The following is a 25,337-nucleotide window of genomic DNA, read 5'->3' as shown; positions in this document are numbered from 1 at the left end:
TTGTTTACCTCTATTAATATTAACCCATATCGTACCAGATTAGCAACTATTTCTCCAACTGCAAAATTTCCTGCATTATCTCCCGGAAGAGCGGGGCCGCTGTCTGGCCGCCGCTTTCGCCATCTTTTACTAATACAGTAACCACAAAACGAGGGCTATTTAATGGAGCATAGCCGCTGAACCAGGCATCAATCCGCCCATTTCCCGATTGAGCGGAACCGGTTTTTCCCGCACTCCCCCAATTCTCAACCCATGCCTCTTTACCTGTGCCTTCCCGGGTTACCCTCTCCAGCATCTGCTGCAGTATCTTTGCGGTATTCTCCGATACCGCCCGGCGCTTTTCTCCCGGTTCTATAACACGTTCCACCAGTCCCCCGTCATTAACGACCATTTTAACCAGCCGCGGCGGATTATATATCCCGCCTCCGGCAACCACATTCATCATGCCGGCTATCTGGACAACGCTGGCTTCAATCGGCCACTGACCAAGGCTGGCGTTAACAAGATTAAACTCCTGCCCAATCAGGTTCAACCTATCTTTTGTGTCTTCAGTGTGATAGCCGCCTATATCTGCAGAATCCAGCCCAAACAGCTCAGAGTATGAAACCAGCTTTTCGGCTCCCAGTTTAAGTCCCAGTCTTGCAAAAACCGGATTACATGAGTATGCGGCAGCCTGGGAAAAAGTGATCAAGCCATGTCCTTCTTCGCGGTAGCACTTCACAATATCGTCTTTTTCTCCAACACAAAGGTATGTCTCCTCCGGTTTCACCAGCCCTTCTTCCAGGACGGCGGCAGCAACCACCACCTTAAATACAGACCCCGGCTGATAGCGCAAAAGCGCGTGATTGAGGTATGACTCCGAATATCCTTCTTCCGGATTTCCATCTCCAAGATAATAGTCGGGCCTGCTGGCAAGAGCCAGAATATCTCCCGTACCTGCTTCCATAACGACAACTGCGCCTTCTCTGACACCTGCCCTCTCCATTGCCTGCTCAACTGCTTCCTGGATTTGGCGGTCAATAGTCAGCACAACATCTTTACGTTCATTATCAATAGTCTTTTCTTCAAGCCGCAGCCCCAGACCGCTGATAATCTTTCCCTTGGCATCAAGGAATACCCTTGCTGCAGACCGGGGAACGGCTCCTTTAAGTTCACTGTTATAGAGGGCTTCTATACCCATTTTCCCCTCCCAGCTTACCCTGGTTTCACCAATACCCAGGAAACCAAGAGTATGAGCTGCCAGGACGGGTTTCCTCTCACGAATCTTAGCCTTAGCCACGATAATTCCGGGCAATGAAAGGCTTTTCAGTTCATCAGCCTGCACAGAAGTCAGGTCCTGTTGAATCATCCTGGCTTTAGAGGTGAAGTACTCCATTATTTGTGAAACATCCATACCCAAAACATCGGCCAGCAATCGTGCTTCTCTGTCCCTGTCTTTCAAATTCCAAGGAAATACAATTACCCGGTCTGCCTCATGGCAGCTGACCATTGGTATCAGGTTACGGTCAAGGATTTGTCCCCTTGGCGGTATTTCCAGTGAAATCAGCTGTGTCTGCTGGGCCAGGGCTTGTTGGCTTAACAAGGTGCCTTCATGAATTTGTATATAAGCCAGGTGTGCTGCCAGGCTGCAGAAAATAATAACAAATACCCAAAATAAGAGAATGGTCCGTTTCCTGTTTCTGTTATACACACATTTCCCCTCCGGAGTACAGTAATCCAGCATTAATGCCGCTCCCTCTAGGATGAACTCAGTGAGGAAATTTCATACAGTTTCTTAAGAAGTTCTTAAGAATTATATCAGGCTTATCGTAAGATTTAATTGATATGATTACCTTAAAGAATACTTAAATCCTAGACATGTATACTTACCGGCCTGGGGAGGTTCCGCAGGATATCCATTACATCTTCATAAGTATCCGGGGTCACGTGGACAATAACCTCCCCTGTCCCCGGGTTTCCGGTACTGACAATAGCCAGCCCATCATACGCCTCAATTATACTATCCAGAAAAAATATGTCTTTTGGTTCCATTCTAATCTTAATCTGCAGCTTATCCACGGATATTGAATCCCCCCTCTTCAGCTCTGATTCAGCTCTGATTTCCGGCCTTTTCCCGGCGCAGCATATCCAGCGGTTTTACCGGATTAGCTACAGGCATGATAACTATCTGCTGCGGGTGTGGCGCACTGTCAATAGTGTTGCCCTCAGCATCAGCCAGCTGTTTCACCTTTTGATAAAACACGCCTGTTTCCGGACCTGTTATTTCCAGCATATCTCCGGTCTCAAACCTGTTGCGCTGTTCGATCACGGCTATTCCTTTTTCCGCCATATATTCCCTGACGATACCAACAAAATCGTAGTCTCTGCGGTACTTGGAGGTATCCGTATTTTCACCGCGCAGATTCTCCCGGCCAAAGAAAAACCCCGTGGTATACTCCCTGTGGCTGACCTTCCGAATCTCCTCCAGCCACCGGGGATCAAAGGTATAGGCCCCGGGGTCGGCAAAATATGTATCAATGGCCTTCCGGTAAGCTCCGACAACAGTAGCCACATAGTGAACGCTTTTCATCCGGCCCTCAATCTTGAAGCTGTTGACTCCTGCCTCTATCAACTCAGGGATATGCTCTATCATGCACAGGTCCATGGAATTAAACACATAAGACCCCAGGCTGTCTTCTTCAACCGGGAAATACTGCCCAGGCCTTTTTTCCTCTACCAGCGCATATTTCCACCTGCAGGGCTGGGCACATTCACCAAGATTGGCCGAACGCCCAGTCATCAAGCTGCTCAGCAGGCATCTGCCCGAATAGGATATGCACATCGCGCCATGTACAAAGGTTTCAAGTTCAATATTGACTCTTTCCTTTATTTCCATTATCTCCACCAGGGATAATTCCCTGGCCAGGACTATACGCTCAGCCCCATGATCCGCCCAGAACTTCACAGCTGCCCAGTTGGTGGTATTAGCCTGAGTACTGATATGTACCGGAAGGTTGGGAACCGCCTCCCTGGCAGCAGCAAATACCCCCGGGTCAGAGACCAGCACTGCATCAGCGCCCAGTTCCGCCAGCTCTGCCAGGTATCCCGGCAGATGCTCAAGATGGCGGTTATGGGCAAAAATATTAACGGTAACATAGACCTTGGCACCTTGGTCATGGGCATATTTAATTCCCCTGCCCATTTCCTCGGGGCTGAAGTTGCCGGCGGCAGCCCTCAGGCCAAATTCCCTGCCTCCGATATAAACCGCATCCGCCCCGTACCGGATCGCCATTACCAGTTTTTCCAGATCACCGGCAGGCGCCAGAAGCTCAGGTTTCCTCAACTTATTCACTCCTTATTTCTTCAGACTGACCGCGAGACCGTCCCCAAAAGGGATAATGGTCGTCTCCAGCCCTGGATGAGATGTAATCATCCTCAGGTAATCCCTGAGCCGGCGCACAGCCGTTTTCTGGCGGTGCCGCAGTTCCTCCTCAGGAACCACCACAGCTCCTTCAGCCAGCACATTATCAGAAACCAGGAGGCCTCCCGGTTTTAATCTCGGATACAGTTCCTCAAAAAACCAGCCGTACTGCCCCTTCGCCGCATCTATAAAGATAAAGTCATACTCATCCTTTAAATGAGGCACAATATCTACCGCATGTCCTTTAAGGAGGGTAATCTTATCCTCCAATCCGGCCTGACGAATATTTTCGACCGCCGCCGCCGCCCGCCGCTCATTAATCTCAATAGTAGTAATATGCCCCCCACGCGGGGCTGCCGCCCAAGCCAGCCAGATGGTGGAATACGCAATAGCGGTGCCGATTTCGAGAACTTCCCGGGCCTGACTCAGGTGAATCAGAGTGGTAAGAAACTGGGCAACCTCAGGAGGAATGATAGAAACATAGTTTTCCTCAGCATACCTCTCCATTTCCAGCATGTAATCCGGTCTCTCAGGCGCCAGTCCCCTGATATATTCTTCAATTTGCGGGTTTATTATACTGACCATTACAGCCCTCCAATATAACGGGCCTTGTTCCGGTTGTGTTCATTTAAGGTCCTGCTGAAGACATGTTGGCCATCCTCAGAAACAACAAAAAACATAAAATCCACATCAGCCGGATTGACCGCCGCCTTAAGGGAAGCGCTTCCCGGAGAAGCCACCGGCCCCGGCGGAAGACCTGCGTTTCTGTATGTGTTATAGGGTGAGTCAATCTCCAGATCCTTATTCAACAACCGCGCCTTCTGTTCGCCAAGCGCATACTGCACAGTTGCACAGGATTCCAGTCTCCAGCCCTTTTTCAGCCTGTTCAGAAAGACGGCCGAAACTTTAGGCCTTTCCTCATCTTTTTGAGCCTCACGTTCAATAATTGATGCCAATATAACCGCCTCATGAACCGTCAGACCGATATCAGCAGCTCCCGCCTCAAACTCAGGAGTGATTTCCCTGGCAAAACGGCCCAACATCATGGCGATGATTTCTCTTTCCGTTGTTTCCCTGGTAATCTTATAAGTATCAGGGAAAAGATATCCCTCCAGCCTGTCCGGTCCTTTGGGAATTCCCTGCAGGAAGTCATGGTCAAAATCCTCTGTTGCCGCGAGCTCCAGGAACTTGTCCCGGTCAATGATTTTCATCTCAGCCAGCCTGTCCGCAATTTGGGTAATATTGTAGCCCTCCGGAATAGTGAAGGATAATGTAACAGTCTCACCCTGAACCAGCCGGGCTACAATCTCCGGAACGTTCATCCCTGTGTTCAGGCTGAATTCTCCGGCCTTAAGACTGCTGTCCAGTCCGCGGTAAGCGGTATAAGCCCTGAAAGCGCCGCTGCTCCTGATTAATCCCTGTTCCTTGAGAATATTTGCTATACCCACGGTACTGGCACCCTGAGGGACAACCACAGTCTGTTCAGACACAATACCGGAGGCTGCAGGAGGCTGCAGCAGTTCATTAAATTGGTAATAAGCCAATAGTAGTCCTGCAGATAGCAGTAACCCCAATATTATCAGACCCATAATTATCTTGCGCCCCATGCCTGTCCCTTTCCTGACCGCAGGAATACCTGTTTCCAATATTGATCACTTCCTTCAGACAAGTCATATATTTCTACACTATTATACAACTTTCCTTAGGATGGGACAACAGGTCTCCCTTTAATCAAACTCTAAGGGCTGGATTTTTCCTTCCCTTTTCCTCATTTTCCAAAAGCCTGACAGGGTCAGCCAGTCTCTTCAATACCTCATCCAGGACCAGGTCCATATGGACCCCCTGGGTAGCAACTACGGGAATAATTGGTTTATACCGGTATATCCTCCTCAGTAGCTTTATCGTTGTGGTGGCGATATCCCGCGCTGTTTCATCTATTTTGGTGACCACCAGAATATCCGCCTCATCAAGCAGGGTATTTCCCTGTTCCATAATAATTTCCGTCTTAATCCCAGCCGGCACAATTGTTACCAGAATGTCCCCCAAGCGCCTCGTTTCCTCAGATTTGTACCCGTCATTTATACCTACTGCCTCAATTAAAATTACGTCCGGGATTGCGGACACCGTTGGAATATCCTTTTGGTACAGATGCCCTAAATCCAGCACCGACCTGACCTTGTTGAGCTCTTCCAGCGCCTTTTTGGCGTGCTGGATCAGTAAATTTCTTTCCTTTATCAGGTTAATAGCATTCCTAACCACCCTGTCTATGTCTGTAATTACGTCATGTCCCGATTCAGGGATGGCAACAGTCAGATAAGTGGCCTCAATGCCTTTTAGAAGATACGGCTTCTCATCCTGAACCCCCGAGCCGACAGCCAGGGGCTGGTAGTCTTTTGACTTTAGTCCCTTATATATCTCTCCCAGGATAGTTGACTTACCGGAATCATTCCGCCCCGCAAACACTATTTTCTTCATTTTTTCTCCCCTTTCAATTCTTTATTCCAACCAGACTAAACATCAGTAATATGTATATGCAAAGTATCTTTAATCTTGCCGCAAAAAAAATCTAACGTCAGATGGAGACTAATCCCCAGCTAACGTTAGAAGTCTTTTGATTATGGTCTTGGCGGTATCGTAACAGGCCTTTCGAAGGTGTCTTCAGCCTGTTCAGGAGAATCTTCCGGCGGATTTGTCTCTTCCGGCGGGCTTGTCTCTTCGGGTGGATTGTTCTCCGCCGGTGGAGTAATTCCTCCCGGAGCGGTTGTTTCTTCCGGGGGACCGGCTGGACCCGGAGGATTTGCATCTCCAGGAGGCCGTGTCCCGCCTCCTGAGGGGACACCCGTGCCCGGCGCCGCCTGCACCGGTTTTACCCCAACATTGACGACCTGGTCCAAAGGCTTATAGTAGCTGGAAGGCAGCTGTTTTGATTCCACCAGCGCCCCCCCCTCATATACCAGCATTTTTGAAACAACCCGGTAACCGTTTTGACCGTTACTAGCAACAGTCTGCTGCCCTTTCGGCAGAGTCGCGTCATTCTTATATACAATTTTGAAGGGGTATTCTTTAATTGTGCTATTTACAATCCTGATGTTCTTTTTCAGCGAACTATCCCCAAAAAGCTTCAAGGTTACCGTGTCCCTTGTCATTGATGCCTTAATGATTACGGCACATGGCAGGTTATTGGTAAACTTCAGGTCTTTAGCTCCAAAGGCAACTGCTGCATCCTGGCCCATCGGAACATAAGTGACAACCAGTGAGTGGTTATGCCTTTCGGTAACATTGATTCCGGCGCGGAGCAGGACATTATACAGCGTGGAGGAAACCTGGCAGACTCCCCCGCCAAGGCCGTCTATAAATTCATTATTCAGGATAATCTTGGCGTTTTTATAGCCCGCTTCCTGGCTTCTCGGTCCAACGACATCGTTAAATGAAAAAAACTCCCCCTGTTTAATCATTCTTCCGTTGAGAGCCATGGCAGCTACCCTGACATTTTCAGACCTATTGGTATTCTCAGCGTTAAAACGGGTGGTAAACTGAGCCAGCAGGCCGTTTATCCGTAGGTTTATTACCTCCTCAGTAGTCTCTGACGGATTAACTTCTACAAAGCTGACAGTTATCGCCGGCTCACGGTCATCCCGAAAAATAGGCGCTAACTGGCTGAAAGCTTCTTCAAAATCAATTTCGGTACCATTGACGCCTTCAACTATCTCAACAATCTCCTGTGGCGTTATGACCAGCCTGGCATCCTTGGGAGGCACTCTGACCTCCCTGGTGATATCATTAAGTATATTCCTGACCTTATCCGGCGAAAAATTGACTTCCAAAGGAATCTCCCTGCCGTTTTGCGCAACAGCCTTACGTTCCTGCCACTGCTGCAGGTAGCTTCCGGTCCGGCCCACCGCCCAGGCTGCCTGAACTATTTTATCTGTGTCAACCTGCAGCCCGGTGTCTGCTACCCTCATCCTGCCGCTGCCTCCACTAAAGCTCACATTTATATACATGTCCTGCAGTGAGCCGATATAATCTTCAAGCACCTGAGCCGCCTGATTTTGGGTCAGTTCTCCCAAATTGACCTCCTTAAGGGAGACTCCAGGAAAAATCCGGTCACTTCTCCCGGTCAGTTCAATAAATGAAATAAAGGAAACCACCACAGAAATTAACAGCGCCGCAATAATCAGGAGAACAATTTTTACATTTCTGGTCATAATCAACACCCCATATCTTGCCATAAATATTGTTTCTAAGATATAGATATATTAGACAATATTGTATTTAATTCCTCTGTGATTACTGCAGTAATAAAAAAAAAGAAGGAGAAGCAGTTTATGCTTCCTCCTCTTCAACCATTGATGCCCAGGTATCGGCGACCTTTTCCCATTCTTCATCATCTTCAATATCCACGAGAATTTCATTGCCTTCATCGTCTTTGTCAATTCTGAGAATTATGGCTTCGCCGCCCTCGTCATCGTCACTTTCTTCCACTGGCAGCAGAATCGCGTATTCAGAACCATCCAATTCAATAAGGTCAATAACTGAAAATTCGTGCTCATTTCCTTCTTCATCTGTCAGCATAAGAACTTCTGTTTCTTCAGACATTTAATCACCTCATCATTTAATTAAGTATATGTATTGTATATTACCAAACATTGGTTGTCAACAAAAACAACCTTTTCCTATTTTATCCGTTTTCCCCTTCATTATACTTAATATTCCTATCCATGTAACCCTGTAAAATCATAACCGCCGCCATTTTGTCAATCACCAGTTTTCTTTTGGACCTGCTCACATCAGCGCTTATCAACATTTTTTCCGCTGCCACGGTGGATAATCTTTCATCCCATAAGGCGACAGGAAGCTTAAAGCTCTCTTCCAGCAGTGATGCAAATTCCCGGACAACCTCGGACTGCGGTCCCATAGTGCCATTCATATTCCTGGGCAGCCCCACCACAATTCTGTCTACTTCCTTTTCAGCGATAATATCCCTCAAGCGGGCCAGATCCCTTTCTTCTCCCCTGCGCCTGATAACTTCAAATCCCTGCGCGGTAAACCCCAGTGGATCACTCAGAGCAACACCGATAGTTTTCGTCCCGACATCCAAACCCATTAATCTCAAGTCATTCCCACCCCCGCCAAATAATCGTAGTATTCCTCTGCAATATATTTTTTAAACCAAACATCCTACTAGATAATCTTAATACAAAACTCTTCACATACCGGACCACAATATCCACAGAGCCGGCAGCGGCCAGAATCTGCCACAGCCTTCCCGTTCTCAATCCGAATTGCTTCAGCAGTGCACCGTGCTGCACATTTGCCGCATCCCGTACACCATGATTCAATATGCAGCTTCCGGGGAACAGACCTCACCCGGTCCCTTATTGAATCAGGGACTTCCCTGCCGCTGAAAATCAGGACATTCATTTCGACTTCTTCCAGTGTCTTCATTCCCACCGCAATCGAATGCAGATCCTTATTGCCAAGGACGAAGTCAAACGCCTCCCGGGACTCTCCCAGCAGGTTACCTCCCCCTAAAGCTTTCATACTGTAGATACCCTTACCGCGGGAAACGGCTTCAGCAATAGCCTGCCCCATTTCATTGACATCACCGTCAGTGATCCCTACACCTCTGTAATTGTACAAAGGGTGGATCACATCAACTTCCGGTATCTCACAGGCAGCCCGGACTGCTGCAACCATATGTGTGGAGATGCCGGCTGCCCTAATGATGCCTTTCTGTTTGCATTCGAGAAGGTATTCATAGGCCTCCCAGTGACCCTTAATTGTCAATGCAGACTCCTGTTCATGCAGCAGGAAAATGTCTATCATATCCCGTCCGGTTTCTTGGCGAGCCTCTTCAACAGCGTCCTGCATCATTTTCCTGGTATAGGCATAGGACTTGGAAGTCAGGACCACTTCCCCGGAATAGCCCTGCAAAGCCTCTTTTATATATGGGTAAGTCCTATAGTACTGTGCCGTATCCAAAAAACTGACCCCGTTCTCCAATGCATGCCTGATGACTTGCGCCCCATTATCAACCGGAAGGTCAGCCTGAAGAGGACCCACTGTGAGAACTCCAAAACAAAGCCTTGACACCCTGATACCGGTTTGCCCAAGTTCCCTGTATTCCATAACATCACCACTGTAATAGTTCTATGAATCTCGGATTAGAAACAATAAGGAGGGCATTGGCTGCCCTCCATTACTTCTGCAGGTAATGCTTAACCAATTCTTCAATTACTTCATCCCGCTCCATTTTCCTGATCATACTCCGGGCATTATTGTGACTGGTTATGTATGCAGGGTCTCCCGACAACAGGTAACCTACAATCTGGTTGATAGGATTATAACCTTTTTCCTTCAAGGCATCATGCACTTTAAAAAGTATATCTCTGACTTCATCATAGTCATCAGCCTTAACCTTGAACATCATTGTCTCTTCAAAATTCCTGTTCATATCGGTTCCCTCCCTTGCACTTTGATAATAGTAGTATTCTCCAAATCTCCTTTTTTTCCTCTTGTCAGACAAAAAAATTGTTCCGTTATATATCTGGTATTAAAAGCTGAAGTATGGTAGAATTATGATAAATATATTATTTCCAATATGGTCAGGAAATGGCATGAATGTGAGGTAATTCTAAAGCATCGTTTTAGCACGGCGCCGGTTGTTACCAAATGCCGCCAACAGCATTCAGTGTCCCTTTGAAAATCTCATACTGAACCGGTATCCGTGAGTTGCCTTGGTATTGCCTCAAGAGGTTTTTTAAACCAATTGAAGGAGGGGTTACTATGGCACAGGGATATTGTAAGGACTTAGGTTATTTTTTTGGTCGTTTGGATTCTCCTGATGAACTGACTATTGCCTTCCTGGGACAAAACGATGATCTTGTATTTGGTTTGGCATCAATTCTTTCAGATATCGGCCCTGAAAACCTCCATGTTAAATGCAGTATGAGTCCTACCGGTTTCGTGGAAATAACGGTTTTTGATTGTCGCGACCCCGAGAACTTCAGTGACACACGAAAAAGGCCTATCGAACATGTATCTAGATTTATGCTGGATTTTCAAAATGATAAAAAGTTCGTTATTACAGTTGGTGACCTGAACTTAAACCTCCATTATGACATCCTGAGACTGGAAATTGACCATATTGACTGGATACCTGAATACCTGCAGTAACTAAAACAAGCGCTGTCACAGCGCTTGTTATTTTTTACTCTTGTTATTTTTTACTATAGAACCAGCTATTTGACCTGGGACTCAATAACCACATATGCCTTTTCCAGGGCCTCGGCTATCTTACCGGGGTCTTTGGCGCCGGCCTGAGCCATATCAGGCCGGCCTCCGCCGCCGCCTCCGGCTGTTTTGGCAACTTCCCGGATTATGTTTCCTGCATGTACACCTTTATCCAAAACATCTTTGGTGGCCATAGCCACCAAATTGACTTTACCGTCATTGATACTGCCAAGCACTACCACACCGGAGCCCAGTTTATCCTTCATCATGTCTCCCATATTCCTCAGGGCATCCATGTCAGGTGCATTCACCTTAGCTGCCAATGCTTTGATACCATTGATTTCCCTTACCTGGTCTATTATCTCCAGAGATTCATATTTGGCTATCTTGGCCTGCAGGGCCTCCAGTTCCTTTTCCTTTTCCCTTAGTTCCCTTACAATACCTTCAGCTCTTCTGGCAAGCTCATTTGGTGTTGTCTTCAGGGCAGCGCTGACCTCTTCAAGCAGCTGCTCCTTTTCCGTGATATATGTAATGATACCGTCCCCGGTAACAGCCTCAATCCTGCGCAGCCCGGAGCCGATTCCGCTTTCAGATAAGACCTTGAAGATCCCGGCTTCAGCGGTAACCTTCAGATGAGTACCACCACAAAGCTCCATGCTGTAATCACCCATCCTGACCACACGCACCCGGTCACCGTACTTTTCACCGAAAAGAGCAGTTGCGCCTGCTTTTTTAGCCTCTTCAATGCTGCTGACCTCAGTGGTAATTTTGAGATTGGACATAATCTTTTGGTTTACCCTGGCTTCAATTTTCTTTAACTCTTCAGCGGAAACCGGCTGAAAATGGGTGAAGTCAAATCTCAACCTGTCAGGCTCAACAAGTGAACCGGCCTGGTTAACATGTTCACCCAGGATCTCCTTCATAGCCTTATGCAGCAGATGGGTTACCGAATGGTTCCGGGCAATCCGCGTTCTTCGCTCTTCATCAATCCGGGCTTCAACAAAGTCACCAAAGGATAGGATTCCCTTTTCAATCACACCTAAATGAATATACAGACCATTAAAGGCTTTTTTGGTATCATAAATGCGGATCACAGTTCCTGCCTTGGTCAAATATCCGGTATCCCCCACCTGACCGCCGCTCTCACCGTAAAATGGCGTCTTATCCAGGATAACCTCTACTTTTTGGCCTTCTTCAGCCTGAGGAACAGCTTCCTTGTCCACAATCAGACCAACTACGTTGGCACGGAAGGCGGTCTGCTCATAACCGTTAAACTCGGTTATGCCCAGCTTTTTGGCAATATCTGCATACAGCTCCTGACCGGCCAGCATTGCGGTATCCTGACGGGCGGCCCTGGCTCTTTCACGCTGCTGCTGCATTGCTTTTTCAAATCCGGTGCGGTCCACTTCAAGTCCGTTTTCTTCGGCAATATCTTCCGTGAGATCAAGGGGAAAACCGTATGTATCATAAAGAACAAAGGCATCTTCCCCGCCAATCCGCAATTCCCCGGCGGATTTGACCCGGGATACCATCTCACCTACAATTTTGAGCCCATCATGGAGTGTTTCATGGAAACGCTCCTCCTCAAGCCGGATTATCTGGCTGACATATTCCTTCTTTTCCGCAATTTCCGGATAAGCCGCTCCCATCAAGGCAATTACTGTATCAACCAGTTCATGCAGAAACGTCTTTTCAATCCCGAGACTTTTGCCAAACCGCACTGCCCTCCTGAGAATCCGGCGCAGTACATAACCCCTGCCGTCATTACTGGGCTGCACACCATCAGAAATCAGGAAAGTACAAGCCCTGGCATGGTCCGCAATGACCCGGAAGGGAAATCCTTTTTCATCTCCGCTGTACTTCTGGCCGCACATTTTTTCCACTTCTGTGATAATATCTTTAAGCAGGTCGGTGTCATAGTTGGATGCAACGCCCTGAATCACTGAAGTTATCCGCTCCAGCCCCATTCCGGTATCAATGCTTGGTTTGGGCAGGGGAGTCATTTTACCGGTATGGTCACGGTTGTACTGCATAAAAACCAGGTTCCATATCTCCAGCCAGCGGTCACAGTCACATTTTCCAATATAACATTCCGGTTCCTGACAACGGAATTCCTCGCCACGGTCGTAGATTATCTCACTGCATGGACCGCACGGTCCCGTATCCCCCATGGACCAGAAATTGTCCTTTTCACCCAGGCGCACTATTTTCTCCGCCGGCACACCGGTAACCTCCTGCCAGAGTTGGAAGGCCTCATCGTCGTCGGTATAAATTGTAGGATAAAGCTTTTCTTCAGGCAGCCCCAGCGTCTCGGTGAGGAATTCCCAGGCATAGCTGATAGCATCACGTTTAAAGTAGTCCCCGAACGAAAAATTACCCAGCATCTCAAAAAAAGTGTGATGCCTGGCAGTGCGGCCTACAGTATCCAGGTCATTGTGCTTCCCGCCGGCCCGGACACACTTTTGGGAAGTTGTGGCTCTTTTATAAGGACGCTTGTCCAGACCAAGGAATACATCCTTAAACTGGTTCATCCCTGCATTGGTAAACAGCAGGGTCGGATCCTCATGAGGGACCAGCGACGAACTGGAAACAATCATATGCCCCTTGCTTTCATAATATTTCAGAAACTTTTCTCTGACTTCATTTCCGGTCAACATATTTACCTCCTGACTTAAAAGCCTTTCGCCCGAAGTGAACAACACTCCAGGGACGAAAGGCTGTCTTTCGCGGCACCACCCTGGTAAACAGTAAATGAATGGTAATTTACAAATTCGCTAAAATTATACCTAAAGCTGCTACTGTTGTCAAGGCATTTAACCGGTATCCTTCTCGTCTACCAGCTTTAGATAAACATAGCGCAGAATCACTTTCAGCGCCGCTGCAGCCGGTACTGCCAGAAGGATACCGGCGAAACCATAGATTTCGCCCCCTGCCAGGAGCGCAAAAATCACTACCAGCGGATGCAGCCCAAGGCTTTTTCCAAGAATTTTAGGTGAAATCACAGCATTCTCCAACTGCTGCACTATCAGGATAATTATAATGGCGTAAACCGCAGTCTTTTGAGAATCAAGCAGGGCCAGTGATACCGCCGGCACAGCAGTGATAAAAGGTCCCAAATACGGGACCAGTTCGGCTATCCCGGCAATCAGCCCGATGATGAAGGCAAATTCCACTCCCACCAGGTACATGCCTGCCCCAGTCAGCAGACCTACAATCAAGGATATTGTCACATGCCCTCTGAGAAAGCCGCTGATGATTTCATCCATGTCTCTGAAGACAGCCATGACATCACTGCGGTATCTGCGTGGAATGGTTAATATAAAGGAGTTTTTTATCTGTTCCGCATCCTTGAGCATATAAAACGCAAAAAATGGGGCAATAATCAGTCCCAGCAGGTAAGAAAACAACTTGACCAACGAATCTGCTGCTGCCCTGATAATACTTGTCAGCAAGGCTTCTCCCTGTTCAATTTGCTCGTCAATTACATCTCTGATCCCCTGTGGCAGCTTAAACCTGCTGTAGCTGCCTTCAATATCAGTAATAATTCCCCTGATTTCCGCAGTCAGCCTGGGAATAACCTTCCCCAGCCGGTTAAATTCCTCGACAATAAATGGAACACCAAAAACCATTACTGAGGTCACCACACAGAATACCACCATATATACCAGAAGTATTGCCAACCCTCTGGGGACTTTTTTGTTTTCAACATAGTGCACCAAGGGATTCAGGAGGTAGGCAATAAAAAAGGCCAGAATAAATGGAATAAAGATGATTTTAACCCTGTAAAGAAAGTACAAGCCGGCAATTGATACTGTTCCCAGAAACAATCGCCGGTACACTGTTTTGGTATTTGTCCTGTCCATTTTTTATTTCATCCAGTCATCAGCCATTTTTTTTGCCCCTTTGATAACCCTTCGCGCTCCTCTTTTGACCATCCTGGAGTCCTTTAACATAGGTCCTCTTTGCTTCTTATACTGGGGTGCCATAAACATTGTCAAAACTACTGCTGCAATACCGCCTGTAAGTAAACCGTTCCAAAATCCCTTGCGCATGTACTCACCCCCTTTATCGAATTCTAAATTTCTTCCTGAGCGCCCAAAACCATCAGGGTACCGTCTTCTGCTACTTCAAAGATATTAACTTCATTTCTTTTTAAACTATATTCCACACAGCAGTCCCAGCAGTAATACTGGTCCACCCCTACCCTTCCGGTAGCCTTGCTGCCACAGGCAGGACAGTTCATCATGTTTTCCCTCCTTTAAGTTATCCCGCTAATTTCAGAAGAAGCAATGATCCGGTCCGGACCAATGCTGACATCTGTATTAGGTATCGAAAACCGCCCCTTGAGCAGGTCTTCGATAATCCCGTCCGAAATCTCATAACCTGTTATCTCCCCGGTTTTTTCATCAAGAATCAGATCCCGAATTACCCCGATGCTCCTGCCATCCTCGTATTCAACGCGCAGGCCCCTGATATCTCTTTGTTCGCTCACTGTTTTCTTTAAAGCAGGGATAGATTTTATTGGTTTGATTACAGATTCATCAGCTATAATAAGGCTTTCATTTTCACGCCTGAAAACGTCCTCGTGAAGAAACCCCTTACAATTCCTAAGCCACCCGCCATTCTCGACAATGTAACCGACAACCCTGTTTTCGCTAAAATCATAAATCAGGTCTTTGACTTCTCCAAGCTGCTTCCCACTGTTTAAAGCAATCACCGGCAGGCTTATTATTTCCCTCCCTTTGAGCACATCTGTTACCTCCAAGTCCTGACTTCCCCGTGTCACCTGTGGTCTATAATAGTATGACCGAAAAATGCATAAATAATTCGAAACCCAATTCATGCAAAAAAAAGACGTTATCAGTCGCGGCATTTGCTCGCGCAGCCAATAACAATCACTTGTTGACCATTTAAATGAAAACCGCCTTTTTGAAAATAATGCCTATAAATTGATAATATGCAGAATCGTGCCTGCAGCCACACTAATCCCAAAAAGCAGCCCTGTGATAAGGAGGTTTTCCCTGAGGTTCCTGTTTTCCTTAAAAAGAACCAGTATCCCCAGACCGGCGCCTGACGAGAGTCCGGCAACCGCAGAACCGAAACTTATCCCCCCCTTGAGGAATACCTCAGTTACTGCCACAGATGCGGCACAATTGGGTATCAGCCCGATAAGGGCGACCAGAAAAGGCTGGAACGTACTGTTCCCCAATAAAAATTTCCCCAGGTTTTCTTCTCCCACCTGAAAGATAATGTAGTTTAGAAACAATGTCACCACAAAAATAAAGCCAAAAACCTTAATTGTGTGGACAACAGGGTGAATAATCCACTGCCTGATGTCATTCTTATCCGGGGTACAGCTATGTCCACAGCAGCCTATATGTTCATTCTTGGAATGCTGCATCAGGGCCTTACCCCATTCTCCAGCGTCCGGAATCTGGGTATCTTTATGGCTGTGCCCATGGGAGTAAGTCCCGTGTTCAGCGCCGCTGTGGTTCCCGTCTTCGCTGCCGGTCCGAGATGCACATGTTTCACGTTCAACGGCGGCTTTTCCTGACCTTGACAGTATAAGGTCAACAGAATATCCCGCAATTAAGGCGATACATACTTTGGCCGCCAGAAGAGGCAACAGCACTCCAATCTTTTCCGGCTGGGCCAGAATAATGGGGATTGCTTCGTCAGAGGTTGACAGGTAAACTGCCAGTAGAGTTCCCATGGTAATCAGCCTTTTGGAATAAAGGGCAGCAGAAATTACCGAAAACCCGCACTGGGGAACCACTCCGAAAACCGTACCAACTGCGGGGCCGGCTTTGCCCACATTCTGAACCTTTTGCCTTATTCTGCCTCCCATTCTTATTTCAAGGTATTCGATACCAATATATATTACCAGCAAAAAAGGTATCATAATGGCTGAATCAATTAAAGCATCAATAATAAGTTCCTTCATTTGGATAGCTCCCTCACTTTTCTGACAAACTGCCTAAACTCCATCTGGCATTAAAATATCAAAATACCTACTGCCTGCACTGCCTGCAGTAGCCGAAGACTTCAAACCGGTGGGTAGTTACCTTGAAATCTTCAGGGACCGTATTGTTAATATTAATACCTTCCAGCGGGCAGGCCCTAAGTTTCCAGGTACCCCCGCATTTCAAACATACCAGGTGATGGTGATGGTCCTGGGTGCGGTTAAGTTCATACCTGCTGCGGCCCTCCTGAAAATCCAGCCGGTTGACAATATGCAGGTCCTGTAACAGGCTTAGGTTACGATAAACCGTATCAAAACTCATACTGGGATATTTCTTCATCATCCGGTCATAGATTTCCCGGGCAGCCAGCGGGGTCTTGGCCCTGATCAGAATCTTTAACAGTTCTCTTCTCTGCAGGGTAAGTTTACATTTTTGGGTAGATAGCTGTTCAAGTATGCTCTCATATATCATAGCTCTACATCTCCCAAATCAGAATCTTTCTGATTTAAATTATACTACCGGAAACACTCCCTGTCAATTACCGGAAACATCCCCTATGAAAAGAAATTGGACCGTATTAAACCTTTAAATTAAAGGGAAACGGTCCTTTTGAGGAGGTTGTAAAATTTTTAGCAGCCTTTAGGACTGAAAGGAATCAAGGCGAACTCAAAGACCTTTTGCGGGCAGCTTATTTCACATCTCTTGCAGGCAGTGCCGTTGCACCTGTCAGGCCTGATCAATATTATCCCCTGCTGTTCCGACAATAGCTGCAGTGCTTTTTCAGGACACTTTGCCACACAGGCGCCGCACCCGGTACAGCCTTCAAACTGTATCTGGCACTGTTTTCCGACTATATCTATATAGGACACTCCGCGGTATCCCAAATCCGGGATGTCTCGTTCATAGAGCCTGATAATTTCAGGCTTTCCGTATGGTTCAATCAAACGCGGCAGCTTATACATCCTGCTGAATTTATGATACTGTTCCCAGGGCATGCCTTCACCCCAAAGGGATAATTCCAGCAGATACGCCCGTTCAAAGACCTGGGATTCCCCAAACATACAATGGTTAGCCCTGAGGGCCCGTGCCAGGTCCTGTAAATCCCAAAGTTTCTGCGGAGCCAGCACGATGTCCCGGGCCATGGCCAGTGAGGTATTGCCAACCTGATAGATTTTTTGGGCTCCCGGAGGCACCAGTCCAACCTGCAGGGCCTTACCCGCATTTACATAAGTTCCGGAAGCGCCGGCCATATAGGCGGTCTTAATGTCCTCCAGCTCTATCCCGGCCTCTGCTGCCAGGGTGATAAACCCAGCCCTGATTGCTCCTATTGCTTTACCGGCTTCGATAATGTCATGCTCATTAAAATCAACATCTCTTCCCAGATGTATTTTCTTCTGCGGTGTTTTGATTTGGGGAAGCCGAATAAGGTTTGCGGCCATGCCCTCATAAAGAATTGAAATGACACCGGTCCCCGTAATTCCGGCAACACCTACCGCTCCTTTTTCCAGAACGGTCCCTGCCGTTATATCCACCAGGTCTCCCGGTTCACTGAGCATATTCTCGTTCAGGACATAACACCTAAAGCCAACCTTTTCGGCTTCTATATCATGAACGGCTCCCGGGGCCGCCAGCATTCCGAATTCAATATGCTGTCCTTCCAAAGCCGGTCCGGCCGCGCAGGAACCCGTAATTATCCTATCTCCTATTTTAAGCGCCATTTCAGCATTTGTTCCATAATCGGTAACCAATGCAGTATCACTGTTTTCCAGCAGTCCTGATTGAACCATCATGGCCAGGGCGTCAGCCCCTATTTCGTGCTTTACTGCCGCGGGAATGTATACTTCCACACCGGATGGCAGCAACAGACCGGCAATATCGGAAGCTGCCAGCTTTTTAGCATCCCTGTTGGGCGGCACAATTCCCAACAGCTTCTTTTTGCGCTCACCCGCATATGCCAGGTCCCTAATTTCAATTCCTTCAAACAATGATAACTGTATGGGGTTTCCACATACAGCCACTCTTTTTATGTCTTCTGTTGGTATGCCCAGGGTACTGATAACCTGGTTAACTGTCTCAATTACCACACCATGGGCTGTTTCCAGTCCGGCTTCGATGGCAAAGTTCAGATGGTCCATGACATTTGCCCCTGGCAGAGGATGCCTAGCAGTAAGCACAGTTGCAATGATTTCTTTTCTTTCCAGATCAACGGCCTGTCCTCGGAAGCCGCTGGTTCCCAAATCAAGCGCGATACCTGTTTGAACCATATTACCACTCCCTATTTGGCAGTTTTACCTTATTTGTCTGTCAATTTTCAGAACTGGCATTTCCAAATCTCTTCCTTGAGCAAATCCTTCCGGAGGTCCGTACCAATTACTATAATCTTGCTGGACGCTAAACCCTTTTCCAGCTCCACTTCTGCAATTTCACGTGACGCCAGGTCCAAGCGCACCCATTCATCATCGGCAACCTGAAAAACACCTTTTACTCTGTCAACAAGCCCAAAAGTGTTGCGGTTTATTTCCGCGAACAGGTCTCTCAGCTTTGTCAGGTTAAAAATACCGCTGCCGGAGGTACTGAACTGCTCGTACTCCTTCAGGGGCATTTCCGGAAGAAGCTGGGTGAAGGGTTCTTCAGTAATTAAAGCTCCAGCCTGGGCTGAATCTCTTCCCATAACCCTCCCGTGGATAGTCAGCAAAATCCCCGCCGCTCTGTTTATTTCTCTGATAAAGCCTGTTATCCAGCTGATTTCACCGGCATCTACACGGTCACATTTGTTTATGATAATAGTGTGTGCAGCCTTAAGCTGATTTTCCACAAAAGCACGGTTTTGAGCAGCGATTTCCCGAAAATTGGCGGCATCTATCACCATCATAACCCGGATCTCTTCAATGTATTTTTCAAGACTCAGGCTGTTCAGAATGCCCAGTAAATTCTTTATGGTAGCAATACCGGTTGGTTCAATAAGCAGCCGGTCAGGAGCAAAGTTTTCGGCAATCTCCTTTACCTGGCTGCGCAGGTCGGCAGTCAGGGTACAGCAAATGCATCCATTGGGGAGTTCCACCACAGTAGCTCCATGTCCGCTGAGGATATCACCGTCAATGCCAATTTCCCCGAATTCGTTTACCAAAACCGCAGTTTTTTCCGAAAGGTCCTTCTGTTCCAGCAGATTTAACAAAAATGTCGTTTTACCTGATCCCAGCAGTCCATTAATTACGTCAATTTTCATCATCAGACTCCCCTCGTTGCCGTAGTTTGACTTATTGGAATACTGACCCGGGCCTGGATACACAAGCCCGGGTCAGCATCAGCCAGTAATCAGCCAGTAATCAATCATCGATCAGCCATTAATCAACCATCCATCCATCAACCTGTGATTAATTGTTCCATTTCTCTCTTAACTCGGTCCAACTCAAGCCATTTACAGCGTCATTGGCCATTCCGGGGGCCTCTGAAGCATCCTTGCCAAATACCCCCAGTTCATAACCGGTCACATATTCCAGCGATACCGCGCCGCCGCCGCAGACAAACGGTATGGGATTATTGTCTTTAACCAGGCGCTTGGAAATCCTTTCAAATGCAGTCATGGTGGTTGTCATCAGGGCTGTCCCGGTTACCATCACCGGTTTATGCTCCTTGATTGCCGCAACCACATCGTCAACAGGAACGTCTTTGCCCAGGTCCACAACATTATAGCCATTGGCCCTGAGGAGTGCATTCACAATTTTCTGTCCCAGGTCATGAATATCTCCTTCAGCAGTATGGGTAATTACAGTACCCTTCTTCTCCAGGGCCTTACCCAGTTTTTTCTCACAGATATCCAATCCTTTAAGCATGGCATCAGATGCCACAATAGCCTGAGGAAGGTAATATTCCCCCTCATCCCATAATCTACTGACTTCATTCATGCCTCTAATCAGACCATCATTGATAACTGTCATTGGATCTTTAGATGCCAATGCCTCATTCACGACAGCGGTGATGTTATCACTGTCCCCTTCCAGAACACATTCCAAAACCTTCTGCATTGCGGAGTCCTTGCTTGAAACCTTTGCCCCTTTGGCCTCTCCCGAGCCAATGAGGTCATATCTTGCAAAGATATTTGCATAACTTGCCACTGTTGCCATCTTTGTCCCTCCTTTAATTTATGACATTCTTCCCAACGGTTTACAGACCATAATTGGCCAGAGTAAAACCAGGAATAAGTTTCTTGTAAATGTCGGTACATTCACTGATGAAGTCTTCCTCTTTGTCAGGAAGGCTTTCCAGGGTACGCATGGCTGATTCCAGCGATTCTTTTTCAAATGCGGATATCTGCAGTTTACTGTCACCGAGCATCAGTTCGCCAGCCTTAACAGCAGCGGCACGTGCCCTGGCATAGTAGGAAGTATTATTGGCAACAATTGCCTTGCCAATCTGATATGCATTTTCCGGGCAAAGAATGAAACCATGGGTATCACGGTACTTATCCGAATGAATCATCATTTCCTGTAGATCCTTGGCCTTACCGAGTTCGATAGCGGTATTCATGAGGGCCACATCATAGCCGAGAATCTCAGCAAACACAGCCACCGTGGTCCCGCCAAACATATCATGGTATTCAACAGCCTCGTTACTCCACAGGTCACAGCATGCTCCAACCAGGTTGCCCAGGAGGTCGCTGTGGGCACAGGCACATGTCTTCCCTTCCATTGATATGGGATTTCCGGTAATGGACTTGATAATAACATCTTCATAACCGCAATCCTTACTTGGACCTTTGGCTCCCTGTTCGTAGGCAACCAGGGAACGTGCCGCCGCGATAGCCCTAGTCAGAGCGGCAAAGGTATGCGGAACAGACCGGTCCTGGTATCCTCCGGCCATAAACATGGCCACATTGGCCTGGGCGCAGTTGGTGTCACCACCGGGAGTAGCCCCGTACTTATTCGCAATGTCAACAACTTTCTGCCACATAAACTCCATATCCAGACTCCCGAGAACACCTATCCCAAAGAGGGTGCCCCGGATATCCTGCCGAACAATGGTATAGTCTGAGATCTCCTTGCCACCGACAGATTCGATAGAGAGGTTGTCTGCTCCACCTGCTGCGCTGGTTTCAAAAGTCTTTAACTGGTTTTCCAGGGCGACACTGCTTCTGATATCTTCCTCATCAGGCTTCCGGTAGTCTGCAATAGTTGCCCTGATAGCGCTCTTGAGCCCATACTTGCGGAAATAATCCTCTTGCAGGTGTTTGGTTGCAGCTGCAATTTCCCCGCCCCATTCCGGGTTTTTGGTCATTTGATAGACATGCTCCAGCTCAATCTGAATTCCCGGGATACCAATGCCCACACAACGATCAAGCACATCGGTAACCATTTTCTCATATTCCTTAACCAGGGTTTTCTTCGTGGACTCCGTGCCCGGTCTGGGATGCGGCACCAGCTCCGGATAAACGTAACCTCCACCGACTGTAAAATCACGGCCGTACTTCACAGGATTCTTTGCTGAGCCAAAAATCATTTCATCAGCGCTTGCATAAGCCATTTTGTCATATTTCGGCATTCTTGCTAACCTCCTTTTGTTAACTAAATTACTTGGGCGTTAAACAACCTGCTAAAAGAATACAAGGATAATAGGGTTACCTGATACACCTCCTCCCGGAACGGAGCATAACTGATCCGGTGAAAATTCCACCAGAAGCATCTATACATTACATAAAGCAATAACCATGCCAAAACCGGGAGTGCAGTAAAATATATTGTTTAGCAGGTACATCCCTTAATACGGCTCTGATTTCAATGATATGCGTCCATCCGGGGCTGTTCCCTGAAACATGTTCAATAACCGGTTATTGTTCCATTGCAGAACAACACTTTCCGTGTAACCTTGTCTATTCTCCAAAACGACCTTGTACAGGTTGGCCCGCTCCCCTTTTTTAGAAGTGTTACGAAATGAAACACTGTTACAACCGAAAGAACACTAAAAAAAAGGGAAGGTGCCTCAGCCGTTGTATTTTCGTCTGAGCCCTTCCCATGACATCCCGCGTTCCGCGTCCTCAGCCATTTTGGGTGCGAGAGAAGCATCCTTTCCATAAATACCGTAATCAAAGCTGGTGATAAAAGAGAGGGTCACTCCCCCTCCTCCGCCACAGGCAAAGGGAACACTCAATCCCTCTTCCTTCATCCTGTCAGATATCCTCTTAAAAGCTCCCATGGTTGTACTCAGGTGAGCCGTGCCACAGACAATATCAGGATTATTTTCCCTGACAGCTTCGACCACCTCAGACACCGAAACATCCTTGCCAAGGTCAATAACCTCAAAACCACTGGCCCGAAGTAAGGCATTAACAATCTTCTGCCCCAGATCATGAATATCTCCTTCGGCAGTGTGGGTAATAGCGAGCCCCCTTTTCCGCACCGGACTCCCCAGTCTTTCCTCACAGATTTTCAGTCCCAGGAGCATAGCATCAGAAGCCAGGAGGGTCTGCGGCAGATAATAAACCCCTTCATCCCATAAGATGCTGACTTCTTTAATCCCAGCGATCAGTCCATTGTAAATGACATCTACAGGGTCTTCTTCTTCCAGGGCTGACTTGACAACATTGACAACGTTGTCAAGATCGCCAAGGATCACACATTCAATCACCTTAGCCATGGTCTGATTTTCCCCGGCACTCCTCTTAATGGAATAATACGGACTCTCAGTAACCAAATCATAACGGACAAACACTTTTGAATAATCCCGGATAGGCATTATCTTTACCCCTTTCCAAAAAAACCGTCCTTAACCATGGCTTTTATCCTGGCGCAAATTATATCTGTCAATCTTTCTGTAAAGGGTGTTCCGACCAATTCCCAGAACTGCAGCAGCTTTAGAAATGTTCCAGTTGCTGGATTCCAGGGTGTTCATGATTACAGTGGCCTCAGCATTTTTCAGTTTATGTGTCTGGATACTTTTTGGGGAGGTATTTTTTTGTGATGAGTAAATTCTTGAAGGAAGATGATCTGGAATCAAAATACCTGATTCTACCATGTGCAGGGCCTGTTCGATGACATTTTCCAGTTCCCTGACATTTCCCGGCCAGTGATATTCGGTTAGGCAATTATAGAATTCAGGGGTAATTGTTGGTGGATTTTGACCAAGTCTGCAGCTTATCTTTTCCACAAAATACTGTGCAAGGTAAGGAATATCCTTGGGACGTTCCCGCAAACCCGGCAGTTGAAAGGTGATTACATTAAGCCGATAATAAAGGTCCAGCCGGAAGTTGCCTTTTTCTACCTCCCAGGCTAAATTCTTGTTGGTAGCAGCTATTACTCTTGTATTAATCGGTATTGCTTTCTGACCGCCTATTCTGGTAACCTGCCTCTCCTGTAATACCCTTAACAGGCTGGATTGAATATCAAGGGGCATATCACCTATTTCATCAAGAAAAATAGTGCCCCCGTTTGCCAGCTCAAATTTGCCCGGCCTGCCTCCCTTCCTGGCGCCCGTAAAAGCGCCGTCTTCATATCCGAATAATTCGCTTTCAACCAGTTCGCGCGGAATAGCGCCACAGTTAATCACAATAAAAGGGCCCCCGCTCCGGCCGCTGGCATTGTGCACTGCCTGGGCGAAAATCTCTTTCCCGGTGCCGCTCTCGCCCTGCAGCAGGATAGTTGATCCGCTCCGGGCAACCCTTTTGGCACGCTTTATCAGGGAATGCAGCTGCGGGTCATTGCCAATAATGTGATCAAAGGTCAGGGTGGCCTGCGCTCCCACCATTTTATGAACAAGCTTATGTACTGTATCCATTTCCCGCAGTGTGGCAATCATTCCGGTGATATTTCCTTCTTTATCCCTGATGACTCTGGCAGTAGAGGTAAAGCGTGTCCCCCCGGAAGGTGTGTCCAGGAAAAATTCCTTGTCTTCAAACTCTTTCCCATCGGTCATGGCATCCAGCAAAGGAAAGTCGGCTCCTAAAACGTCAGATACATGTTTGCTGAGACAGTCCTCCCGGGCCACCTGAAGGATTTTTGCCCCTAATGAATTCAACTGGGTAATTTGTCCATCAGCCTCAATGGCAATTAAGCCGTCACTCATTGTTTCTATGGCTGTCTTTACTTTGTTATAAGCTATCAGTAATTCATAAGACGCCTTCTGACTGACCAGTTGGTTTTCAATTGCCTCTACAGCTGCAACGACCATCCCCAGGGTATGTGGATGCACATTTTGATACATTCCAACAATGCATAAAACCCCCATCAATTCCCGTTCGGGACTGAAAATCGGGGCTGCCGAGCCTGTCAATTCATGGAGGGCTTTACAGTAATGCTCACTGGCAGTGATCTGTACCGGTTTTTTATCAATCAATGCCGTCCCTATTGAATTTGTCCCTGCAATAGCTTCACTCCAGTCACATCCTATATGATGGCACAAATGTTTAGTCCGGTATTGGATAACCGAGTCTTTTAAAACATCCAGAACCATTCCCTGGTCATCTGCCAGGCAGACCAGGGTGTCAGTCCCCTTGACAAAGTTGTACAAATGATTCATAAAAGGCATCGCGGCATCAATAAGCCTTTTCCTGCGTTTGATACGTTTTTCAATCTGTACCTGGCTCAAGAGGCGAAGGTCGCTCAAAGTTGCACAGGGATCAACCCTCATCCTTAGGCAACGATGCCACGAATTCGCTACCAGGGGCCTGATTACATAAGGTTCAATCTCAAAATTGTTTATAAATTTTTCCCAAGACCGGTAAATTCTATTGAGTTTACGGTCCACAGGTT

Annotated in this window: 25 protein-coding genes; 1 reads left to right on the top strand and 24 read right to left on the bottom strand. The window is 47.3% G+C overall.

All coding sequences use genetic code 11. The annotated features are described in order from the left end of the window. Positions 1-46 precede the first annotated feature (46 nt). The 11 genes from Ga0451573_RS14195 to Ga0451573_RS14145 all read right to left on the bottom strand — a co-directional run bounded on the left by Ga0451573_RS14195 (position 47) and on the right by Ga0451573_RS14145 (position 9,854). A complete protein-coding gene (locus tag Ga0451573_RS14195) occupies positions 47-1,690 on the bottom strand; it encodes a peptidoglycan D,D-transpeptidase FtsI family protein (RefSeq protein WP_231684790.1) in 1,644 nt (547 codons plus the stop codon). A gap of 161 nt (positions 1,691-1,851) precedes the next feature. After that, a complete protein-coding gene (locus Ga0451573_RS14190) occupies positions 1,852-2,058 on the bottom strand; it encodes a DUF4911 domain-containing protein (protein ID WP_231684789.1) in 207 nt (68 codons plus the stop codon). A gap of 31 nt (positions 2,059-2,089) precedes the next feature. Further along, a complete protein-coding gene (locus tag Ga0451573_RS14185; protein ID WP_231684788.1) occupies positions 2,090-3,322 on the bottom strand; it encodes a peptidase U32 family protein in 1,233 nt (410 codons plus the stop codon). Between the two features lie 12 nt (positions 3,323-3,334). Then, a complete protein-coding gene (locus Ga0451573_RS14180; protein ID WP_231684787.1) occupies positions 3,335-3,985 on the bottom strand; it encodes an O-methyltransferase in 651 nt (216 codons plus the stop codon). After that, positions 3,985-5,046 (bottom strand): endolytic transglycosylase MltG, encoded by a 1,062-nt coding sequence (gene mltG / locus Ga0451573_RS14175; protein ID WP_231684786.1) that lies wholly within the window; start codon positions 5,044-5,046, stop codon positions 3,985-3,987. The genes Ga0451573_RS14180 and mltG overlap by 1 nt, the downstream gene beginning before the upstream one ends. Before the next feature lie 85 nt (positions 5,047-5,131). Continuing rightward, a complete protein-coding gene (locus tag Ga0451573_RS14170; RefSeq protein ID WP_231684785.1) occupies positions 5,132-5,875 on the bottom strand; it encodes a hypothetical protein in 744 nt (247 codons plus the stop codon). Positions 5,876-6,015: 140 nt separating this feature from the next. Then, positions 6,016-7,605: a VanW family protein gene (locus Ga0451573_RS14165; protein ID WP_231684784.1), complete on the bottom strand. Its 1,590-nt coding sequence runs from the start codon at positions 7,603-7,605 to the stop codon at positions 6,016-6,018. Between the two features lie 118 nt (positions 7,606-7,723). Further along, positions 7,724-7,996, bottom strand: a complete 273-nt coding sequence (locus Ga0451573_RS14160) for a DUF1292 domain-containing protein (RefSeq protein WP_231684783.1) — start codon at positions 7,994-7,996, stop codon at positions 7,724-7,726. An 82-nt stretch (positions 7,997-8,078) separates the two neighbouring features. Continuing rightward, complete coding sequence (gene ruvX / locus Ga0451573_RS14155; RefSeq protein WP_231684782.1) at positions 8,079-8,513, bottom strand: Holliday junction resolvase RuvX; 435 nt, start codon at positions 8,511-8,513, stop codon at positions 8,079-8,081. A gap of 68 nt (positions 8,514-8,581) precedes the next feature. Further along, positions 8,582-9,529 (bottom strand): aldo/keto reductase, encoded by a 948-nt coding sequence (locus tag Ga0451573_RS14150; RefSeq protein WP_231684781.1) that lies wholly within the window; start codon positions 9,527-9,529, stop codon positions 8,582-8,584. 70 nt (positions 9,530-9,599) lie between these two features. Then, positions 9,600-9,854, bottom strand: coding sequence for an IreB family regulatory phosphoprotein (locus Ga0451573_RS14145; protein ID WP_269438291.1), 255 nt, complete (start codon positions 9,852-9,854; stop codon positions 9,600-9,602). A 332-nt stretch (positions 9,855-10,186) separates the two neighbouring features. Between Ga0451573_RS14145 and Ga0451573_RS14140 the strand changes: the two genes are divergently transcribed. Beyond that, entirely contained in the window at positions 10,187-10,576 is a 390-nt protein-coding gene (locus tag Ga0451573_RS14140) for a hypothetical protein (protein ID WP_231684780.1), read from the top strand. Positions 10,577-10,641: 65 nt separating this feature from the next. Here Ga0451573_RS14140 and alaS read toward each other — a convergent pair whose 3' ends face one another. The 13 genes from alaS to Ga0451573_RS14075 all read right to left on the bottom strand — a co-directional run bounded on the left by alaS (position 10,642) and on the right by Ga0451573_RS14075 (position 25,332). Beyond that, positions 10,642-13,290 carry an alanine--tRNA ligase gene (gene alaS / locus Ga0451573_RS14135; RefSeq protein ID WP_231684779.1) on the bottom strand — a complete coding sequence of 883 codons (2,649 nt, stop codon included), beginning with the start codon at positions 13,288-13,290 and terminating at the stop codon, positions 10,642-10,644. Positions 13,291-13,446: 156 nt separating this feature from the next. After that, positions 13,447-14,496, bottom strand: coding sequence for an AI-2E family transporter (locus Ga0451573_RS14130; protein WP_231684778.1), 1,050 nt, complete (start codon positions 14,494-14,496; stop codon positions 13,447-13,449). Positions 14,497-14,499: 3 nt separating this feature from the next. After that, entirely contained in the window at positions 14,500-14,685 is a 186-nt protein-coding gene (locus tag Ga0451573_RS14125) for a hypothetical protein (RefSeq protein ID WP_231684777.1), read from the bottom strand. A gap of 23 nt (positions 14,686-14,708) precedes the next feature. Further along, positions 14,709-14,876 carry a YrzR-like zinc ribbon domain gene (locus tag Ga0451573_RS14120; protein ID WP_492207356.1) on the bottom strand — a complete coding sequence of 56 codons (168 nt, stop codon included), beginning with the start codon at positions 14,874-14,876 and terminating at the stop codon, positions 14,709-14,711. 15 nt (positions 14,877-14,891) lie between these two features. After that, a complete protein-coding gene (locus Ga0451573_RS14115) occupies positions 14,892-15,383 on the bottom strand; it encodes a PRC-barrel domain-containing protein (protein ID WP_231684776.1) in 492 nt (163 codons plus the stop codon). 192 nt (positions 15,384-15,575) lie between these two features. Beyond that, positions 15,576-16,577 carry a putative manganese transporter gene (locus tag Ga0451573_RS14110; protein ID WP_231684775.1) on the bottom strand — a complete coding sequence of 334 codons (1,002 nt, stop codon included), beginning with the start codon at positions 16,575-16,577 and terminating at the stop codon, positions 15,576-15,578. Between the two features lie 67 nt (positions 16,578-16,644). After that, positions 16,645-17,067 carry a Fur family transcriptional regulator gene (locus tag Ga0451573_RS14105; RefSeq protein ID WP_231684774.1) on the bottom strand — a complete coding sequence of 141 codons (423 nt, stop codon included), beginning with the start codon at positions 17,065-17,067 and terminating at the stop codon, positions 16,645-16,647. A 158-nt stretch (positions 17,068-17,225) separates the two neighbouring features. Continuing rightward, positions 17,226-18,860 carry a methylamine methyltransferase corrinoid protein reductive activase gene (locus Ga0451573_RS14100; protein WP_231684773.1) on the bottom strand — a complete coding sequence of 545 codons (1,635 nt, stop codon included), beginning with the start codon at positions 18,858-18,860 and terminating at the stop codon, positions 17,226-17,228. A gap of 47 nt (positions 18,861-18,907) precedes the next feature. Next, positions 18,908-19,825, bottom strand: coding sequence for a CobW family GTP-binding protein (locus Ga0451573_RS14095; RefSeq protein ID WP_231684772.1), 918 nt, complete (start codon positions 19,823-19,825; stop codon positions 18,908-18,910). A gap of 145 nt (positions 19,826-19,970) precedes the next feature. Then, the gene (locus Ga0451573_RS14090; RefSeq protein WP_231684771.1) at positions 19,971-20,720 is read right to left on the bottom strand and encodes a cobalamin B12-binding domain-containing protein; all 750 of its coding nucleotides are present in this window, start codon (positions 20,718-20,720) and stop codon (positions 19,971-19,973) included. Positions 20,721-20,760: 40 nt separating this feature from the next. Further along, positions 20,761-22,134, bottom strand: a complete 1,374-nt coding sequence (locus Ga0451573_RS14085) for a methyltransferase MtaB domain-containing protein (RefSeq protein ID WP_231684770.1) — start codon at positions 22,132-22,134, stop codon at positions 20,761-20,763. Between the two features lie 438 nt (positions 22,135-22,572). Beyond that, on the bottom strand, positions 22,573-23,325 hold the full coding sequence (locus tag Ga0451573_RS14080; protein WP_231684769.1) for a cobalamin-dependent protein: 753 nt from the start codon (positions 23,323-23,325) through the stop codon (positions 22,573-22,575). A 30-nt stretch (positions 23,326-23,355) separates the two neighbouring features. Beyond that, complete coding sequence (locus Ga0451573_RS14075; RefSeq protein ID WP_231684768.1) at positions 23,356-25,332, bottom strand: sigma-54-dependent Fis family transcriptional regulator; 1,977 nt, start codon at positions 25,330-25,332, stop codon at positions 23,356-23,358. Positions 25,333-25,337 lie beyond the last annotated feature (5 nt).

The sequence above is a fragment of the Phosphitispora fastidiosa genome (genome assembly GCF_019008365.1).
Lineage (GTDB): Bacteria > Bacillota > Thermincolia > Thermincolales > UBA2595 > Phosphitispora > Phosphitispora fastidiosa.
The sequence above is the reverse complement of the archived record's forward strand: the minus strand, read 5'-3'. Positions and strand labels throughout refer to the sequence as shown.

What these genes read in the sequence shown, in the direction of transcription:
- Ga0451573_RS14130 (WP_231684778.1), bottom strand. Translation starts at nt 14,496, where the DNA reads ATGGACAGGACAAATACCAAAACAGTGTACCGGCGATTGTTTCTGGGA.
- Ga0451573_RS14080 (WP_231684769.1), bottom strand. Translation starts at nt 23,325, where the DNA reads ATGCCTATCCGGGATTATTCAAAAGTGTTTGTCCGTTATGATTTGGTT.
- Ga0451573_RS14090 (WP_231684771.1), bottom strand. Translation starts at nt 20,720, where the DNA reads ATGGCAACAGTGGCAAGTTATGCAAATATCTTTGCAAGATATGACCTC.
- Ga0451573_RS14125 (WP_231684777.1), bottom strand. Translation starts at nt 14,685, where the DNA reads ATGCGCAAGGGATTTTGGAACGGTTTACTTACAGGCGGTATTGCAGCA.
- Ga0451573_RS14110 (WP_231684775.1), bottom strand. Translation starts at nt 16,577, where the DNA reads ATGAAGGAACTTATTATTGATGCTTTAATTGATTCAGCCATTATGATA.
- Ga0451573_RS14100 (WP_231684773.1), bottom strand. Translation starts at nt 18,860, where the DNA reads ATGGTTCAAACAGGTATCGCGCTTGATTTGGGAACCAGCGGCTTCCGA.
- Ga0451573_RS14085 (WP_231684770.1), bottom strand. Translation starts at nt 22,134, where the DNA reads ATGCCGAAATATGACAAAATGGCTTATGCAAGCGCTGATGAAATGATT.
- Ga0451573_RS14180 (WP_231684787.1), bottom strand. Translation starts at nt 3,985, where the DNA reads ATGGTCAGTATAATAAACCCGCAAATTGAAGAATATATCAGGGGACTG.
- Ga0451573_RS14165 (WP_231684784.1), bottom strand. Translation starts at nt 7,605, where the DNA reads ATGACCAGAAATGTAAAAATTGTTCTCCTGATTATTGCGGCGCTGTTA.
- Ga0451573_RS14150 (WP_231684781.1), bottom strand. Translation starts at nt 9,529, where the DNA reads ATGGAATACAGGGAACTTGGGCAAACCGGTATCAGGGTGTCAAGGCTT.
- Ga0451573_RS14145 (WP_269438291.1), bottom strand. Translation starts at nt 9,854, where the DNA reads ATGAACAGGAATTTTGAAGAGACAATGATGTTCAAGGTTAAGGCTGAT.
- Ga0451573_RS14140 (WP_231684780.1), top strand. Translation starts at nt 10,187, where the DNA reads ATGGCACAGGGATATTGTAAGGACTTAGGTTATTTTTTTGGTCGTTTG.
- Ga0451573_RS14120 (WP_492207356.1), bottom strand. Translation starts at nt 14,876, where the DNA reads ATGAACTGTCCTGCCTGTGGCAGCAAGGCTACCGGAAGGGTAGGGGTG.
- Ga0451573_RS14095 (WP_231684772.1), bottom strand. Translation starts at nt 19,825, where the DNA reads ATGATGAAAATTGACGTAATTAATGGACTGCTGGGATCAGGTAAAACG.
- Ga0451573_RS14160 (WP_231684783.1), bottom strand. Translation starts at nt 7,996, where the DNA reads ATGTCTGAAGAAACAGAAGTTCTTATGCTGACAGATGAAGAAGGAAAT.
- Ga0451573_RS14105 (WP_231684774.1), bottom strand. Translation starts at nt 17,067, where the DNA reads ATGATATATGAGAGCATACTTGAACAGCTATCTACCCAAAAATGTAAA.
- Ga0451573_RS14170 (WP_231684785.1), bottom strand. Translation starts at nt 5,875, where the DNA reads ATGAAGAAAATAGTGTTTGCGGGGCGGAATGATTCCGGTAAGTCAACT.
- alaS (WP_231684779.1), bottom strand. Translation starts at nt 13,290, where the DNA reads ATGTTGACCGGAAATGAAGTCAGAGAAAAGTTTCTGAAATATTATGAA.